General features: G+C 65.8%; 16 protein-coding genes and 1 tRNA gene. 14 read left to right on the top strand and 3 right to left on the bottom strand.

Annotated elements, in window-relative coordinates; translation table 11 throughout:
* Positions 1-9: 9 nt before the first annotated feature.
* The 3 genes from rsfS to FHX47_RS03125 all read left to right on the top strand — a co-directional run bounded on the left by rsfS (position 10) and on the right by FHX47_RS03125 (position 1820).
* The gene (rsfS, locus tag FHX47_RS03135; protein ID WP_183357403.1) at positions 10-396 is read left to right on the top strand and encodes a ribosome silencing factor; all 387 of its coding nucleotides are present in this window, start codon (positions 10-12) and stop codon (positions 394-396) included.
* A gap of 103 nt (positions 397-499) precedes the next feature.
* Positions 500-575: transfer RNA gene (locus tag FHX47_RS03130), tRNA-Ala, on the top strand.
* Between the two features lie 267 nt (positions 576-842).
* Entirely contained in the window at positions 843-1820 is a 978-nt protein-coding gene (locus FHX47_RS03125) for a virulence RhuM family protein/type II toxin-antitoxin system death-on-curing family toxin (RefSeq protein ID WP_183357402.1), read from the top strand.
* Between the two features lie 62 nt (positions 1821-1882).
* Here FHX47_RS03125 and FHX47_RS11100 read toward each other — a convergent pair whose 3' ends face one another.
* Complete coding sequence (locus FHX47_RS11100) at positions 1883-2140, bottom strand: helix-turn-helix domain-containing protein (RefSeq protein WP_183357401.1); 258 nt, start codon at positions 2138-2140, stop codon at positions 1883-1885.
* Between the two features lie 629 nt (positions 2141-2769).
* Between FHX47_RS11100 and FHX47_RS03115 the strand changes: the two genes are divergently transcribed.
* From FHX47_RS03115 to FHX47_RS03105, 3 genes are read left to right on the top strand one after another with little or no spacing between them, the layout of a single operon-like run.
* Entirely contained in the window at positions 2770-2922 is a 153-nt protein-coding gene (locus FHX47_RS03115; RefSeq protein ID WP_183357400.1) for a hypothetical protein, read from the top strand.
* A gap of 42 nt (positions 2923-2964) precedes the next feature.
* Positions 2965-4287: a M20/M25/M40 family metallo-hydrolase gene (locus FHX47_RS03110; protein WP_183357399.1), complete on the top strand. Its 1323-nt coding sequence runs from the start codon at positions 2965-2967 to the stop codon at positions 4285-4287.
* A 26-nt stretch (positions 4288-4313) separates the two neighbouring features.
* A complete protein-coding gene (locus tag FHX47_RS03105; protein ID WP_183357398.1) occupies positions 4314-4784 on the top strand; it encodes a hypothetical protein in 471 nt (156 codons plus the stop codon).
* On the opposite strand, the gene FHX47_RS03100 is transcribed toward FHX47_RS03105, so the two are convergent.
* Positions 4769-4993, bottom strand: a complete 225-nt coding sequence (locus FHX47_RS03100) for a DUF5703 family protein (RefSeq protein ID WP_183357397.1) — start codon at positions 4991-4993, stop codon at positions 4769-4771. The genes FHX47_RS03105 and FHX47_RS03100 overlap by 16 nt on opposite strands.
* 94 nt (positions 4994-5087) lie before the next feature.
* Between FHX47_RS03100 and FHX47_RS03095 the strand changes: the two genes are divergently transcribed.
* The 4 genes from FHX47_RS03095 to FHX47_RS03080 all read left to right on the top strand — a co-directional run bounded on the left by FHX47_RS03095 (position 5088) and on the right by FHX47_RS03080 (position 8915).
* A complete protein-coding gene (locus FHX47_RS03095; protein ID WP_183357396.1) occupies positions 5088-5366 on the top strand; it encodes a hypothetical protein in 279 nt (92 codons plus the stop codon).
* 103 nt (positions 5367-5469) lie between these two features.
* Positions 5470-6297, top strand: a complete 828-nt coding sequence (locus FHX47_RS03090) for an undecaprenyl-diphosphate phosphatase (RefSeq protein ID WP_183357395.1) — start codon at positions 5470-5472, stop codon at positions 6295-6297.
* Between the two features lie 92 nt (positions 6298-6389).
* Complete coding sequence (gene mshC / locus FHX47_RS03085; protein WP_183357394.1) at positions 6390-7679, top strand: cysteine--1-D-myo-inosityl 2-amino-2-deoxy-alpha-D-glucopyranoside ligase; 1290 nt, start codon at positions 6390-6392, stop codon at positions 7677-7679.
* 93 nt (positions 7680-7772) lie between these two features.
* On the top strand, positions 7773-8915 hold the full coding sequence (locus tag FHX47_RS03080) for an FUSC family protein (RefSeq protein WP_343064280.1): 1143 nt from the start codon (positions 7773-7775) through the stop codon (positions 8913-8915).
* Positions 8916-8961: 46 nt separating this feature from the next.
* Here FHX47_RS03080 and FHX47_RS03075 read toward each other — a convergent pair whose 3' ends face one another.
* Positions 8962-9843 carry a proteasome assembly chaperone family protein gene (locus FHX47_RS03075; protein WP_246327997.1) on the bottom strand — a complete coding sequence of 294 codons (882 nt, stop codon included), beginning with the start codon at positions 9841-9843 and terminating at the stop codon, positions 8962-8964.
* 122 nt (positions 9844-9965) lie between these two features.
* Between FHX47_RS03075 and FHX47_RS03070 the strand changes: the two genes are divergently transcribed.
* Genes FHX47_RS03070 through dop form a run of 4 tightly spaced genes read left to right on the top strand, consistent with a single transcriptional unit; the run spans position 9966 to position 15025 of the window.
* Positions 9966-10679, top strand: coding sequence for an HAD family hydrolase (locus tag FHX47_RS03070; RefSeq protein WP_246327902.1), 714 nt, complete (start codon positions 9966-9968; stop codon positions 10677-10679).
* Entirely contained in the window at positions 10676-11749 is a 1074-nt protein-coding gene (locus FHX47_RS03065; protein WP_183357391.1) for a tRNA (adenine-N1)-methyltransferase, read from the top strand. Before FHX47_RS03070 ends, FHX47_RS03065 begins: the two co-directional genes overlap by 4 nt.
* Entirely contained in the window at positions 11739-13304 is a 1566-nt protein-coding gene (arc, locus tag FHX47_RS03060; protein WP_183357390.1) for a proteasome ATPase, read from the top strand. The genes FHX47_RS03065 and arc overlap by 11 nt, the downstream gene beginning before the upstream one ends.
* Positions 13301-15025 (top strand): depupylase/deamidase Dop, encoded by a 1725-nt coding sequence (dop, locus tag FHX47_RS03055; protein ID WP_183357389.1) that lies wholly within the window; start codon positions 13301-13303, stop codon positions 15023-15025. Before arc ends, dop begins: the two co-directional genes overlap by 4 nt.
* Positions 15026-15034 lie beyond the last annotated feature (9 nt).

Below are 15034 nucleotides of genomic sequence, written 5' to 3'. Positions count from 1 at the left end.
GGGGGCCTCATGACTGTTCCTGACACTGTGCTCTCTGAACTGCGAACCGCGGCTGCCGCAGCGGCTGACAAACTCGCCACCAACATCTCCGGCTTCGACGTGGGGGAGCGGTTGGGCATCACCGATGCGTTCCTGGTCTGCTCTGCGCCCTCAGACCGGCAGCTGAAATCGATCTGCGACGAGATCGAATACCAGCTCAAGGAGCAGCACCAGTCCTCACCGGTGCGCCGTGAGGGCCGCGACTCTGACACCTGGGTGCTGCTGGACTACGGGCACATGGTCATCCACGTCCAGCACCAGGAGGATCGTGCGCTCTACGGTCTGGACCGGCTGTACGCTGACGTGCCGAAGGTCGATCTGGGACTGGCGGCAGAGTCCGACGACGCCGTCGCCTGAGCACGCGGGGGAGTGGCGTTGCGATTTGCTTAGGGCCCTTCACCCGCAGTAAAGTGTAAGGGTTGCCAACGCAGAGATGCGGTGGCGAGAACTAAATGAATACGGGGCATTGGCGCAGCTGGTAGCGCGTCTGTATGGCATACAGAAGGTCATCGGTTCGAGTCCGATATGCTCCACCACCACTCATCACGAATCGAGCTCCACCAACTGGTGGGGCTCGTTCCGTACGTGCTGGACGACTTGTCCTAGGAAACTACTCTCGAATGTGGCAGACGTTGTCGGCGTGCTACGGGCTCTTCGCGAGGCAGCAGGGACGAACAGCGGCGTGGCGTTGGCTGGATAGAGGTCGAGACCTTCCATGACAGTCAGTGGCCATGTCCGGCCCTACGGCTAGGCTGAATCAGATCAACACGTAATGTCCGCGCCGCGCGGAGGAGATGCCAACAATGCCTCAACAGTCCTCATTGACACCTAATACTGAGATTCTGCTCTACGCAGCAGAGGACGGTGCTACTCGAGTCGATGTGCGGCTTGAGGGCGAGACTGTGTGGCTGACTCAGCAGCAGCTAGCGGAGCTGTTCCAGAGCTCGCGCACCAACATCGTGGAGCATATTCAGCACGTCTATGACGAGGGTGAGCTGGACGAAACAGCAACCTGTCGGAATTTCCGACAGGTTCGGCAAGAGGGCTCTCGGCGGGTCGCCCGCCAAATTCCGCACTACAACCTCGACATGATCATTTCGGTGGGCTACCGCGTAAAGTCCGCCACCGCTACCAAGTTCCGCATCTGGGCAACCGAACGGCTCAAGGAGTACCTGGTACAGGGCGTGGCCATCAACAACCGCCGCCTGGAGCAGCTGGGTTCCATGGTAGAGATCCTGCAGCGCTCCAGTGATGAAGTGCTCGGTGGAGTGGCTGAGGTGCTGTCGCAGTATCTGCCGAGCCTGCAGTTACTCCAGCACTACGACGAAGGCGACCTGCCTACACCCGAGGGCACCGCCCCACGCTGGCAGCTCACCTACGATGAAGCCCGCGGGATTATTAATGAACTTGCCGCCCAGTTCCCCCAGAATACGTTGTTTGGCCAAGAACGTGGCGATGGCCTACGCGGCATCATAGAAGCGATCTACCAGAGTTTCGCCGGGCAGGAGCTCTACGCCTCAGCCGAGGAGAAGGCTGCGAACCTGCTGTACCTGATCATCAAGGACCACCCGTTGGCGGACGGCAACAAGCGCTCCGCTGCCGCACTGTTTGTGACGTTCCTGAGCAAAAACGGACTACTTCAGGACAGTTCTTCCCAGGTAGCCATCTCTAACAGCGCACTGGCGGCAATCACGCTGATGGTGGCGATGAGCAAGCCCCAAGAGAAAGAGCTGATGATCGCCCTGGTGATCAACATGCTCACTGCACCCAATGCAGCGTAATCGTTGACGGAGTGGACGAGATAGCAACCTGTAAGGATTTCTTACAGGTTGTGCAGTGGGCTTCAACCCCTCGGTGGCACACCTCGCCGCTTCAGGTTGTGGTGGACAGTCTTGCGGTGGATGTTTAACGTCTCCGCAATCTGCTGTAGAGGGAGACCCGCCTGATAGTCGCGGACAATGTTGTCCACCTGCTTGGAGGTCAGCTTGGCACGGCGGCGTACGCGGGCTGGGCCCTGTTGTGGCTCGTTGTGTATGTACCGGAGCCCTTGCGGGCACACAGAGGCATCAAAGTCCTCGTTCAGGCGCCTCTGATCTGCCATGTTTACGGTGGTGAGTATTCGAAGCTTTGGAGGCCACCCGATATTGCGTCCGGGGGCCAGCGATATTGTCTCTGGGGTCCAGCGGTGGTGTCCTTCGGGGCCACTACGCTCAATCGCGGGTCATTCGCGCTGCTGATCCAACACGCCTTTCTGCTCAGCGCGCCAGGTGGGCACCTGTGCAAGCCCTGTTGTAGCAATGCCGCTAGGTCCCCGCTCCAGCCGAAGCGGATTGCACCCGCGGCCTGCTGCAGAACCGTGCTGGGGGGCACATACTCAGAAGCCTCTGCTCCCTTCACGGCTTCGGACCGCGTGGGTCTTCTCCCCCCACGGACTGCTGCGCTTCTGCAGCGTATTCGTTCGCGCATAGGAATCGGCCGAAGGGCACTGGCCCCCACGCCAGCCATCATCGGCACCCATCACCTCGATTGCATCCTCAGCTTCCCGGCCCCCGAACACACGACCGGTGGACCCCAGTAAAGCGAATATTCAGTGGGGATTCTGACGAAAGGAGCCCTCATGACTGATCAGAATAGTTCGAGTAATTTCGATTTTCCATTGGGATGTCCAGACCCGTGCGGATAATGCCAGTTGCTAAAGTGCTGTACAGCAGAAGCACTCAGGAAGTGAGCATGATGACCGATCCACTGGCAGAAGATTCTGGGCTGATGGGTGAGCGCCTGTGGTCACGCGGCACTGATCACATCGACTGTGAGTTGCCGGAGCGCCGGTTGGAACCGCCGCGCGAACTCGATCTGCGGCGCACAGACGAACCTCATCAGTGACGCTCAACCGCGCTGCAGATTGAGACCGGTACTGTGGTGGCCATGGCTTCTATGGACTCGGCAGCGCAGGCAGAGATCGACGTCGTGGAGTTTTGCCGCGACCTGATTCGCATCGACACCACCAACTGGGGCGAAGGCAACGCCAAAGGCGAGCGCGAGGCGGCAGAATACTGCGCCGCGATCATGCGGGAGGCGGGCCTGGAGCCGCAGTTCTTCGAACCTCCTGACGGTGAGGCTCGCACCAGCGTGGTCGCCCGGATGGCCGGCACTGACCCCGACGCCGGCGCGCTGGTGGTCCACGGTCACCTCGACGTGGTCCCCGCCCAGGCCGAGGACTGGCAGGTCGACCCTTTCTCCGCCGAGCTGATCGACGGACTCATCTGGGGCCGCGGTGCGGTGGACATGAAGGACATGGACGCCATGATCCTTGCGGTGCTGCTGCAGATGGCACGCGAGGGCCACCAGCCCAAGCGCGACATCATCTTCGCCTTCTTCGCCGACGAGGAGGACAACGGCCGCTACGGTGCCGGCTGGCTCACCGACACCCACCCGGAACTCTTCGACGGCGCCACCGAGGCCATCAGCGAAGTCGGAGGCTTCTCCGCGGACATCGCCGGGCAGCGCGCCTACCTCATCCAGACCGGGGAGAAGGGCGTTCACTGGACCAAGATGATCGCCGAGGGCACCGCCGGCCACGGCTCCGCAGTCCACAGCGACAACCCCGTGGTGCACTTGGCCGAAGCGGCGGCAGCCATCGGCAACTACCAGTGGCCCATCGAATACACCAAGACTACTCGTGCGCTGTTCGAACAGCTCTCCGAGCTCACCGGCATTCCGTTCGACCCCGAAGACCCCAGCGCACTGATTGAAGCCACCGGCTCCACCGGAAAATTCATCGCCGCCACCCTGCGCAACACCTCCAACCCCACCAAGTTGGAGGCCGGTTATAAGCACAATGTGGTCCCCGGCACCGCCGAAGGACTCGTTGATGCCCGCACCCTGCCCGATCAGGACGCGAAGGTCGCAGCAAAACTGGCAGAACTCGCCGGTGAGAACATCCGCTTCGAGCTGCTCAACGAAGGCATCTCCCTGGAGGCGCCCTTCTCCGGGGCGCTGGTGGAACAGATGGTCTCCTCGCTGCGGGCCGAGGACCCCGACGCCGTCGTGCTGCCCTACATGCTCGGCGGCGGCACCGACAATAAGCACCTGGCCAAGCTGGGCGTGACCGGCTACGGCTTCGCGCCCCTGCGCCTGCCGGCCGAACTGGACTTCACCGGCATGTTCCACGGCGTGGACGAACGGGTCCCCGTTGACGCGCTGACCTTCGGCGTCCGGGTCATGCACCGGTTCCTCACCGCGCAGTAGTCCGACGACGAACCCGGCCTGAGCACATGCCTGAGAAGCGGAGACCACCTCAGACCCCACCGCTGAGAGTCGTCCTCAACCTGCAGCAGCGACTGCGGGAGAGCGACATTCCAAGCGCTGTGGGCGGCTCGGGGCTGCTGGCCTCCCTGGGGCTGATCGACCGGGTCAACGACTGGGACCTGTGCGTCGACGCCGAACCGGCAACGGTCCACGCACTCATCGAGGAGCTGGGACTCAGCTTCAGTCGCCGGAGTCGATCGGGGATATTCCGGACCGAAGCGCTCTTCACCGTCGACGCGGCCGACCATCAGATCGACGTGCTGGTGGGCTTCGCGCTGGCCTCACCCAGCGGCACAGTCACCATCCCGGCGCGGGTCAGCCACCGTTGGCGTGGTTTAGAGATGGCCCAGCCCGAGGACTGGCGACGTGCCTACCGCCTGATGGGCCGCCAGGACCGTGCCCAGCTGCTGGAAGACTATCTTCAGGCCGTGCGCTGAACGCGCATGATGCGCCGGCGCAGCCAGTACTTGCGCACTCCACCGATGTAGAGCCGGGTGCGGCGCAGCTCCCAGCGGCCGTATTCCGCGTGATCGACCACCTGGCGCCGGACCTCCTTCAACGACTCCTGCGGCTGACAGGTCAGCACCATATACTCCCAGCCGCGGCCATCCATGGTTTCGGTGACATAGCGGTCAGTGGCCAACATGCAGACCACCATAGGACACACGATCCACTCTGTGCAGTGGACCCGCCGGATGGGGGTCTTACCTCCGCTGGGAAGCGTTGATACTGTGATGGCTATGAACATGGATCCGCGCATCGCGCTCAGCGCCCTCACCAACGCGCTGGAGGAGCACCTCTCCACCGCGGTCAACCGCCGCAGCGACGACGACCCCGCCGTGGAATCGGCCTTCTACAGCGTGGCTGACGCCTTCGAGGCCTACGAGGATGCGCTCTTCGGCGCCACCGGGGAAGTCACCCCGCTGGACCTCTACGACGAGGACGACGACGATACGCTCGATGATGACGACCTCGACACTGACAGCGACGGCGCAGACACCGACGGCGCAGACAACTGATCCCTGCTGGAATCGGAACCCTGCTGGCAGCTGAACTCTGTTGGTAGCTGAACACTGGGCGCGCCGTTTACCCGCACTGACCCGACTGCACTAGGCTTCCTGCGTGCAGTGGATTGAAGCGATCATCCTTGGCCTGGTCCAAGGCATCACCGAGTTCCTCCCCATTTCCAGCTCTGCGCACCTGCGCATCGTCGGTGAGTTCCTCCCCGGAGCCGCCGACCCCGGGTCCGCCTTCACCGCGATCAGCCAGCTGGGCACCGAGGCCGCCGTCGTCGTCTACTTCTGGCGCGACATCGTACGCATCATCCGCGCCTGGTTCGCCGCCGTGGCCGGCAAACTGCCGCACAATGACCCGGATGTGCGCATGGGGTGGATGATCATCGTGGGCAGCATCCCCATTGTGATCCTCGGACTCGTGTTTGAGGACTACATCGACACCGTCTTCCGGACCCTGTGGCTGACCGCCACCATGCTGGTGGTCTTCGGCTTCTTCCTCGCGGTGGCCGATCACTACGGCAGACAGAAGAAGCCGCTGGAAGAGCTGAGCATCCGCGACGGCATCATCTACGGCTTCGCCCAAGCCATGGCGCTGATCCCCGGCGTCTCCCGCTCCGGGGGCACCATCACCGCCGGGCTGCTGATGGGCTACACCCGTGAGGCCGCGGCCCGCTACTCGTTTTTGCTGGCCATCCCCGCCGTCTTCGGCTCCGGCTTCTATAAGCTCATCGGCTCTGTGGAGGAGCCCAGCGGCCCCTACAACTTCGCCCAGACCATGCTGGCCACCGGTGTGGGGTTCGTCGTCGCCTACGTGATCATCGGTTGGTTCCTCAAGTACGTCTCCACCCACTCCTACACGGTCTTCGTCAACTACCGGATCCTGCTGGGCCTCTTCGTCTACATCTGCCTCGGGTTCGGAATTATCAACGCCTGAGCCGAGTTGCTCCCCATAAGAACTGTTGCCACTTTGAACCACCCCTGTGACTGTGAATCATCCTTGTGACCCCCTGCGAAAGGACCGTCTGCGTGAGATCGTGGAGTGCCCCTGATGTGCCCAGCCTGCCCCAGCTGGCAGAGAGCCTGAGGCTCTACGACACCCCCAACGCAGCCACGCTGCCCACCACCTCCGACGACGGACTGGCCTCGCTCTACGTCTGCGGCATCACCCCATACGACGCCACCCACCTGGGCCACGCCAACACCTACGTGCAGTTCGATCTGCTGGTGCGCTACTGGCGTGCCGCCGGCCTTCAGGTCAACTACGTCCAGAACGTCACCGACATCGATGACCCCCTGCTGGAGCGCGCAGAGGCCACCGGGGTGGACTGGCGTGAGCTGGCCGAGGAGCAGACCGAACTCTTCCGCCAGGACATGGACGCCCTGGACGTGATCCCACCGACCTCCTACATCGGGGCAGTGGAGATGATTCCGGAGGTGGTGGAGGATGTGGAGCGTCTGGCCGACCTGGGCATCGCCTACCAGGTGGAGACCGACGACGCCGCCGGGGCTGACTACTACTTCGACATCGCCGCCGCCGAATCCCGGTCCGACTGGCGGCTGGGCAGTGTGGGCGGCTACGACCGGCCCACCATGGAGGAGCTCTTTCCCGAACGTGGCGGAGACCCGCAGCGGTCGGGCAAACGCGACCCGCTGGACCCGCTGCTGTGGCGGGCCAGGCGCGCGGGCGAACCCTATTGGGACGGCGCCGGCCTGGGGGAGGGCAGGCCCGGCTGGCACATCGAGTGTTCGGTGATCGCCCGCCGCAGGCTGCCCGCACCCTTCACCGTTCAGGGCGGAGGCTCCGACCTGCGCTTCCCGCACCACGAATTCTCCGCCGCCCACGCCACCGCCGCCGACCAGGTCCCGCTGGCGCAGCGCTATATGCACACCGGAATGGTGGGGCTGCAGGGCGAGAAGATGTCCAAGTCACAGGGCAACCTGGTGCTCATCTCCAGGCTGCGCGAACGCGGGGAGGACCCCCAGGCGATGCGCACCCTGCTGCTGAGCAACCACTGGCGCAGCGACTGGAGCTACACCGACGCCGACCTCAGTCGCGCCGCAGAGCGCCTCACCGCCTGGAAGCAGGCACTGGCCGCGGCACCGCAGGCCCAGCACGACGACGCCGCTGCCGTCGACGCGGATGCGCCCGAGGAGCTGCAGCGGGCGCTGATGGCTGCTCTGGCGGATAACCTCGATGCTCCGGCGGCACTGGACCAGCTTGACCAGTGGGCCGCCGGCAACCTGGCCGCCACCACCAGTACCAAGCGTGTGGCCGAGGTAGTCCAAGCCCTGCTGGGCCTGGACCTGACCAGCTGAGCCTGGATCTGACCGGCTGAGAATCCGCTTGTGCAGGGGGCGGAGAACCTGGAAATGGTAGGTTCTTTCGTACCCGAGGAGAGCAGGAGAGTTGTGCCGCAGTTCCGCAAGCGATCGGCCCCAGGGGCCCTGAAGGAACGGCTGCGTCAGTGGGCGAGTCGCCCGGAAACGTTCACCGACGTTCTGCAGATCAGTAAGACCGTTGTGGCCGCCACGGCTGCCTGGGCGCTCTCCATCTACGTCCTGGGTTCCCAGATGCCCTTTCTGGCGCCGTGGACGGCGCTGCTGACCGTCCACGCCACGGTGTATCGCTCGTTCGCCCACGGTGCTCAGACCACCGTATCCTCGGCAGTCGGGGTGGGCCTGTCGTTCGTCGTCGGCCACTTCTTGGGGGTGAGCCTATGGACGTTCGCACTGGCGCTGCTGGTGGGAGTGGTGATCTCCCGTTTCCGCTGGGTCAGAGATGAAGGCGCAGCGATCGCGACCACGGCGATCTTCATACTCGGCAACGACTACTCCCAGCAAGAGTCACTGTTGGGCGAGCGAGTCCTGGAAGTGGGACTGGGGGTCGCACTGGGCGTGGCGGTGAACATGCTGGTGCTGCCGCCGGTGCGGGACCAGCAGGCCAGCCGCTACGTCGACAGCATCAACCGCCGGATGGGCGCAGTGCTGCTGAATATGGCCCACGAGTTTGACGAATCGTGGGACACCGACCAGGCAGAGTCCTGGCTGAAGGAGACCAATTCGATGACTGCGGAGCTGGGCTCCGCCTGGTCAGTGGTGCGCTTCGCCCGTGAAAGCAAAGTCGCCAACCCGCGCTTCGGAATGCGCGTGCAAAAGGCACAGCGCCGGCGGGCCACGCGGGAGGATCAGGTCAGCTATGAGGAGATCCTCGGCAGGATCGATGAGGGAATCTCCCACCTTCGCAACCTTACCCGCACTCTGCGTGAGGCCTCCTACGTCCAAGGCGGCTGGGACGCCCGATTCCGTGAGCAGTGGGTGGAGGTTGTCCGAGGCGTCGGTGAAGCAATCGCCGATCCGGATGCAGAAGTCGAGCAGTACTACGACCACCTGGACGAACTGGCCTCTGAACTCTCTGACGCGGACAGCCTGCCCGACAGCGCATGGCCGCTCTACGGGGCGCTGCTGACCAGTGTGCGCCACATCGTGATAGTGGTCGACGACGTGGGCTCAGCCCGCGAAGCACGCGAGGCCTCCGAGAAGACCGACCCCTGACTCGGTCCAGAGGAGGTTCTGCACGGTTGTCTGACAGCGATGGGACCTACTTCTCCGGGGGCTTGCGGCGCTTCAGATAGCGTTCGAACTCTTCGGCGATCGCCTCGCCTGAGGCTTCGGGGAGGTTGGTGGTGTCGGTGGCCTCCTCCAGGCGCTTGACGTAGTCGGCGATCTCCTCGTCGTCCTCGGCCAGATCGTCGACCCCACGCTCCCAGGCGGCGGCGTCCTCGGCGATCTCTTCGGCCTCGTGGGTGTCCAGGGAGAGCCCCAGCAGCTCCTCGAGCTTGCGGATCAGTGCCAGCTGCGCCTTCGGCGAGGGGGCCTGGCCCACGTAGTGCGGCACCGCCGCCCACAGCGAGACGGCCGGCACACCAGCCTGATGGGCAGTGTGGGAGAGCACCCCGACGATCCCGGTCGGACCCTCATAGGTGGGCTCATCAATGTCCAGCAGCGCACGCAGCTGGGAATCCTCACTGGAGAACGATGTGGGAATCGGCCGAGTGTGCGGCACATCGGCCAACAGCGCACCCATCAGCACCACAGCAGTGACCTCGTGTTCGGCGGCCTTGGTGAGCAGGTCTGCGGTGTAGGCCTGCCAGCGGAAGCTGGGCTCCACCCCGTGGACGAAGAGCACATCGAACTCACCACGTGGGGGCGTGGCGCGCAGGATGGTGGTCGCCGGCCAGATGATCTCGCGGTGGCCGGAATTGTTGACCACTTTGGGCCGGGAGAACTGAAAGTCGTAGTACTCCTCCTCGGTGAGCTTCTCCACCAGGTCCGCATCCAGGGCGTGGGCGACGCTGCGCACCGCGGCTGAGGCTGCCCCGCCGGCGTCGTTCCAGCCCTCGAAGGCCAGCACCATCACCGTGGGCCGGCCGGTCTCCTCGGCGGACTCGTCGGCGATGCTGCGCAGGTGGGCAGCCAGCAGCTTGGCCCTGTCCAGGCCACCGGCTGGGCCGTCAGGGTCCTCAGAGTCGGGTGGGCGATTCTCCTCAGTCACGTTCCTCACAGTAGTCCCAGTGCCTGCGCCGGGGAAGTACGATGGAGACCATGTCAGATTTGCAGGCCGTGTTCTGGGATATGGACGGCACACTGGTGGACACTGAGCCCTACTGGATCGCCGCTGAGCGCGAACTCGTGGAGTCCTACGGAGGCGCCTGGAGTCAGGAGCAGGCCCACCTGCTGGTCGGCCAAGCCCTGGAGTACTCCGCCTCCGTGCTGCAGGGAGCCGGTGTGGACATGGGAAACCGTGAGATCATCGACCACCTCACCGCCGACGTCGCCGCCCGCTGCGCTGAGCGCATCCCATGGCGCCCCGGCGCCCGTGAGCTGCTGCAGGCGCTCAACGACGAGGGCGTACGATGCGCGCTGGTGACCATGAGCTTCGCGCCGCTGGCCGAGGCCATCGTCTCCGCCCTGCCGGCCGGCAGCCTGGAGTGCGTGGTCACCGGGGACGTGGTCTCCGCCGGAAAACCTGACCCCGAGGCCTACCACTCAGCCTTCACGATGATGGCCGCCGACCACGCCCAGCGCACCGGCGAGGAGCTGGACCGTGCCCGCTGCATCGCCGTGGAAGACTCCATCCCGGGCACCGCCTCCGCCGTGGCCTCCGGCATGGTCACGGTGGCCGTGCCCCACTACGCGCAGCTGCCCGAGCACGGGGCCTGGCACCTGGTGGACAGCCTGGCCGGCCTCGGCGTCGATGACCTGCGGGCCCTGCTGCGCAGCCCGGTACCCGTCAGCGCCGCACCAGCCAGCGCATGAGCGATCACAGCACCACAGGCCGGGCGGTCGGCGCCCATATGCGCACCGGGGCGCTGAAGGCCGGCGAACGCGTGCAGCTCACCGACTACAAGGGCCGGCGATCCACCATCACCCTGGCCGAGGCCGGGCAGTGGCACACCCACCACGGGGTGCTGCACCACGACGCGCTCATCGGCCAGCCGGAGGGCATCGTGGTCACCAACGAGGGCGGGCACCAGTACCAGGTGCTGCGCCCGCTGCTGAACGACTTCGTGCTCTCCATGCCGCGCGGACCCACAGTGGTCTACCCGAAGGACTCCGCGCAGATCGTCCAACTCGCCGACGTCTTCCCCGGCGCCCACGTGCTGGAGGCCGGCGTCGGCTCCGGGGCACTGTCCATCTCGCTGCTGCGGGCGGTGGGCGAACACGGCACTCTGCACTCCTACGAGCTGCGCGAAGAGTTCGCCGAGATTGCCCGGGCCAATGTGGACGCCTTCTTCGGCGACGCCCACCCCGGCTGGCAGATCCACCAGGGCGACGCCGCCGTGGTGCCCACAGACATTGAGCGCCCCGGCAGCGTCGACCGGGTGGTGCTGGACATGCTCGCCCCCTGGGACTGTCTGGACATGGTCTCCACTGTGCTGGCGCCCGGCGGAGTCTGGGTCAGCTATGTGGCCTCAGTGACCCAGCTGTCCCGACTGGCCGAAGCCGTCCGCGACTCCGGAGGCTTCACCGAACCCGAGGCCCACGAGATCATGCTGCGCACCTGGCACCTGGACGGCCTGGCCGTGCGGCCCGACCACCGGATGGTCGCCCACACCGGGTTCCTGCTCTCCGTCCGGCGCTTAGCCGATGGCCAGCAGCCGCTGGCGCTGAAGAAGCGCGAGAAGGTCTCCGAGCCCGCCGCTGAGGACACCGCCGCCTGGGCCGGCACCAGTTGGCAGGCAGGTCAGGAAACAGCTGATCAGGGCCCGGTCTGGGATGAGGCTAACCTGGGAACACGGACGGTCTCCGGCAGGAAGGCCCGCCGAGTACGCAGCCACGCACAGTCCATCGCCGAGGCAGCACAGGAGGTGCCCGATGGCCGCTGACCACAATGACGCCGAACACCGCGACGCCGCACAGCAGGCCCAGCAGAAGCTGGAGCAGGCGCACCGGCAGATCGACAACCTGCGGCACCGCCAGCGCGACCTGGAGCAGCAGCTGCAGACCGCCGGGCGGCACAATGAGCGGATCACCGGCATGCTGGAGTCCACCCGCGGGCAGATCGAGCAGCTCAAGGAGGCCCTGGAGGCCGACGGGAACCCACCGTTCACCTACGCCTCGGTCATCCGCTACCACCCAGCCCGCGACGCCGCCGAGGGCCGCGAAATCGAGGCCGCCACCGCCGCCGGCTGCGATGTGCTGCACGCCGGACGCAAGATGCGGGTCTCCGTTTCCCCGCTGATCAGCACCGAGGAGCTGATTCCCGGAGCCGAAGTGCTGCTGAACGAGAACCTCAGCATCATCGCCGTCGGCGCCCCGGAGCGCACCGGCGAGGTCGCCCGCATCAAAGAGGTGCTTCCCGATGACCGGCTGGTGATCATCACCCGCGGTGAGGAAGAACGGGTGGTCCGCCTGACCCCGGTGACCGATAAGCCCGAAGGTCACCCGGTGCGCATCGGCGACGCGGTCATCGTGGACCTGCGCACCGGCACCGCCACCGAAGTCGTCGCGCTCTCCGAGGTCGAGGACGTGGTGCTGGAGGAGTCCCCCGACGTCTCCTACGCCGACATCGGCGGCCTGGCCGATCAGATCGAACAGATCCGCGACGCCGTCGAACTGCCCTTCCTGCACGCCGGCCTCTACGAGGAGCACGGCCTGCTCGCCCCCAAGGGCATCCTGCTCTACGGCCCGCCGGGCACCGGCAAGACCATGATCGCCAAGGCCGTGGCCTCCTCGCTGGCCGATGAGAACGGCGACGGCGCCTTCTTCCTGAACATCAAGGGCCCGGAGCTGCTGAACAAATACGTCGGTGAGACCGAACGCCATATCCGGGTGATCTTCTCCCGCGCCCGTGAGCGGGCCTCCGGGGGCCGGCCCGTCGTCGTCTTCTTCGACGAGATGGAAGCGCTGTTCCGCACCCGCGGCACCGGGGTCTCCTCCGACGCGGAGACCACGATCGTGCCGCAGCTGCTGGCCGAGATCGACGGGGTGGAGTCGCTGGACAATGTGATCGTCATCGGCGCCTCCAACCGTGAGGACATGATTGACCCGGCCATCCTGCGGCCGGGCCGGCTGGACGTGAAGATCCGGGTGCAGCGGCCCTCCGCCGATGGGGCGCGGGAGATCCTGCGCATCCACCTAGGCTCCGATGTGCCGCTGCGCGCCTCCCTGATGGCCGACCACGGCGGCGCCGTCGCTGCCCGCGAGGCGCTGATCAACACGGTGGTGACCCGGCTCTACCCGGAGCAGGCCGGGTTCATGTCCGGTGCGGTGCTCTCCAACGTGGTGGACCGGGCCAAGAAGGGCGCGATCAAGGAGTTCCTCAGCAATGAGCAGGACCCGGCGGCCAAGGGGCTCACCGCAGAGCACCTGGAGGCCGCGCTCGAAGCCGAGATGACCGAGCAGCGGGCCATGATCAGCGGAATGGGACTGAACCCATGAGCGTGCGCCGCCTCATCGGCATGGAGACCGAGTACGGGATCCACGCTCCGGCCAACCCGAAGGCCAACCACGTGGCGCTGTCCATCGAGCTGGTCAACGCCTACGCCGCCCACGTCACCGAAGCGGGCGGATCGGTGGCCGGCACCGAGTGGGACTACCAGTCAGAATCACCGCTGGTCGATGCCCGCGGCTGGGTGCTGCCCCGCTCAGCCGCCCACCCCACCCAGCTGACCGACAGTGATGAGGCGCTCAGTTACGCCGCCGAGCAGGAGGCCGGCTCTGGGTCGGTCCGCGATGCGCTGGGCAATGTCTCCGGAGGTGACCCCAGCCCGGCCGACACCGCCGAGCGCGGCGGGTTCAACGCCCCCGGCTCCGCCCACTGGCGCGGAGACTTCTTCCAGCTCAACGAGGACCAGCCGCAGCTGCTGATGAACCTGGTGCTGGGCAACGGCGCCCGGTTCTACGTGGACCACGCTCACCCCGAATACTCGGCGCCGGAGACGATCGGGGCCAAACGTGCGGTGCTCTACGACGTCGCCGGTGACGAGGTTGCCCGGGCCGCGGCGGCCAGGCTCAACCGGGAGCCGAACTCCCCAGAGGTGCTGCTGTATAAGAACAACACCGACAACAAATCGGTCTCCTACGGTGCTCATGAGAACTATCTGGTGCCGCGCAGCCTGGCCTTCGACCAGCTGGTCACCCACCTGCTGCCGTTCTTCGCGACCCGGCAGATCTTCTGCGGCGCCGGCCGGGTGGGCATCGGCCAGCTGGCGCAGCAGGCCGGCTTCCAGATCTCGCAGCGGGCCGACTTCTTCGAAGAGCCGGTGGGCCTGGAGACCACGGTGCGCCGACCCATGATCAATACCCGTGATGAGCCCCACGCGGACTTCGACTCGTGGCGGCGGCTGCACGTGATCATCGGCGACGCCAACATGAGCGAATACTCCGCCTGGCTGCGGGTGGGCACCACCGCCCTGGTGCTGGACATGATCGAAGCCGGCAGGGCCCCCGTGATCCGGCTCAGCGACCCGGTGGCGGCACTGAAGGCCGTCTCCCACGACCCGAGCCTGAAGACCACGGTGAGCACCGACCGCGGCCCCATGACGGCAGTGGAAATCCAGCGGCTGTACCTGCAGGCCGCAGTGGAGCACGCCGGTCAGGCCAGCAGCCCCGGCCTGCCGCACACGGTGCCGGACACCGAGACCGCCGAGGTGCTCGAAGCCTGGGAGGAGATCCTCACCGATCTGGAGGAGGACCCCGCCCGCGCCGCGGACCGGGTCGACTGGGTCGCGAAGCTGCAGATCTTAGAGTCCTACCGTCGCCGCGACGGGCTGGACTGGGACTCGGCGCGGCTGGGGATGATCGACCTGCAGTACCACGACCTGCGTGAGCAGAAGGGCCTCTACTACTGGCTGGTCCGCGCCGGGCGGATGCGTCGGCTGTTCAGCGACGAACAGGTCACCTGGGCCGCGACCCACCCTCCGGAGGAGACTCGGGCCTGGCTGCGCGGAAAGCTCATTTCCGACTACAGCCACCTGGTCGCCGGGGCTTCTTGGGACCAGATCCTGCTGCGCCCCGACGAGGCCTCTTCACCGGTGCGGCTGCGGCTGGCCGAACCGGAGGCCGGCCGGCGCACCGAGGCCGAACCCGTTCTGGAGTCGGCTGCGGATGCCCCCAGCATGATCTCGGCGCTGCAGAAGCTGCTCGGCAGCGGCCGATGAGGGAATAAG

The sequence above is a fragment of the Garicola koreensis genome, assembly GCF_014195445.1.
GTDB lineage: Bacteria > Actinomycetota > Actinomycetes > Actinomycetales > Micrococcaceae > Nesterenkonia > Nesterenkonia koreensis.
This window is presented reverse-complemented; position numbering and strand designations above follow the sequence as displayed.

What these genes read in the sequence shown, in the direction of transcription:
- rsfS (WP_183357403.1), top strand. Translation starts at nt 10, where the DNA reads ATGACTGTTCCTGACACTGTGCTCTCTGAACTGCGAACCGCGGCTGCC.
- FHX47_RS03125 (WP_183357402.1), top strand. Translation starts at nt 843, where the DNA reads ATGCCTCAACAGTCCTCATTGACACCTAATACTGAGATTCTGCTCTAC.
- FHX47_RS11100 (WP_183357401.1), bottom strand. Translation starts at nt 2,140, where the DNA reads ATGGCAGATCAGAGGCGCCTGAACGAGGACTTTGATGCCTCTGTGTGC.
- FHX47_RS03115 (WP_183357400.1), top strand. Translation starts at nt 2,770, where the DNA reads ATGATGACCGATCCACTGGCAGAAGATTCTGGGCTGATGGGTGAGCGC.
- FHX47_RS03110 (WP_183357399.1), top strand. Translation starts at nt 2,965, where the DNA reads ATGGCTTCTATGGACTCGGCAGCGCAGGCAGAGATCGACGTCGTGGAG.
- FHX47_RS03105 (WP_183357398.1), top strand. Translation starts at nt 4,314, where the DNA reads ATGCCTGAGAAGCGGAGACCACCTCAGACCCCACCGCTGAGAGTCGTC.
- FHX47_RS03100 (WP_183357397.1), bottom strand. Translation starts at nt 4,993, where the DNA reads ATGTTGGCCACTGACCGCTATGTCACCGAAACCATGGATGGCCGCGGC.
- FHX47_RS03095 (WP_183357396.1), top strand. Translation starts at nt 5,088, where the DNA reads ATGAACATGGATCCGCGCATCGCGCTCAGCGCCCTCACCAACGCGCTG.
- FHX47_RS03070 (WP_246327902.1), top strand. Translation starts at nt 9,966, where the DNA reads ATGTCAGATTTGCAGGCCGTGTTCTGGGATATGGACGGCACACTGGTG.
- FHX47_RS03065 (WP_183357391.1), top strand. Translation starts at nt 10,676, where the DNA reads ATGAGCGATCACAGCACCACAGGCCGGGCGGTCGGCGCCCATATGCGC.
- arc (WP_183357390.1), top strand. Translation starts at nt 11,739, where the DNA reads ATGGCCGCTGACCACAATGACGCCGAACACCGCGACGCCGCACAGCAG.
- dop (WP_183357389.1), top strand. Translation starts at nt 13,301, where the DNA reads ATGAGCGTGCGCCGCCTCATCGGCATGGAGACCGAGTACGGGATCCAC.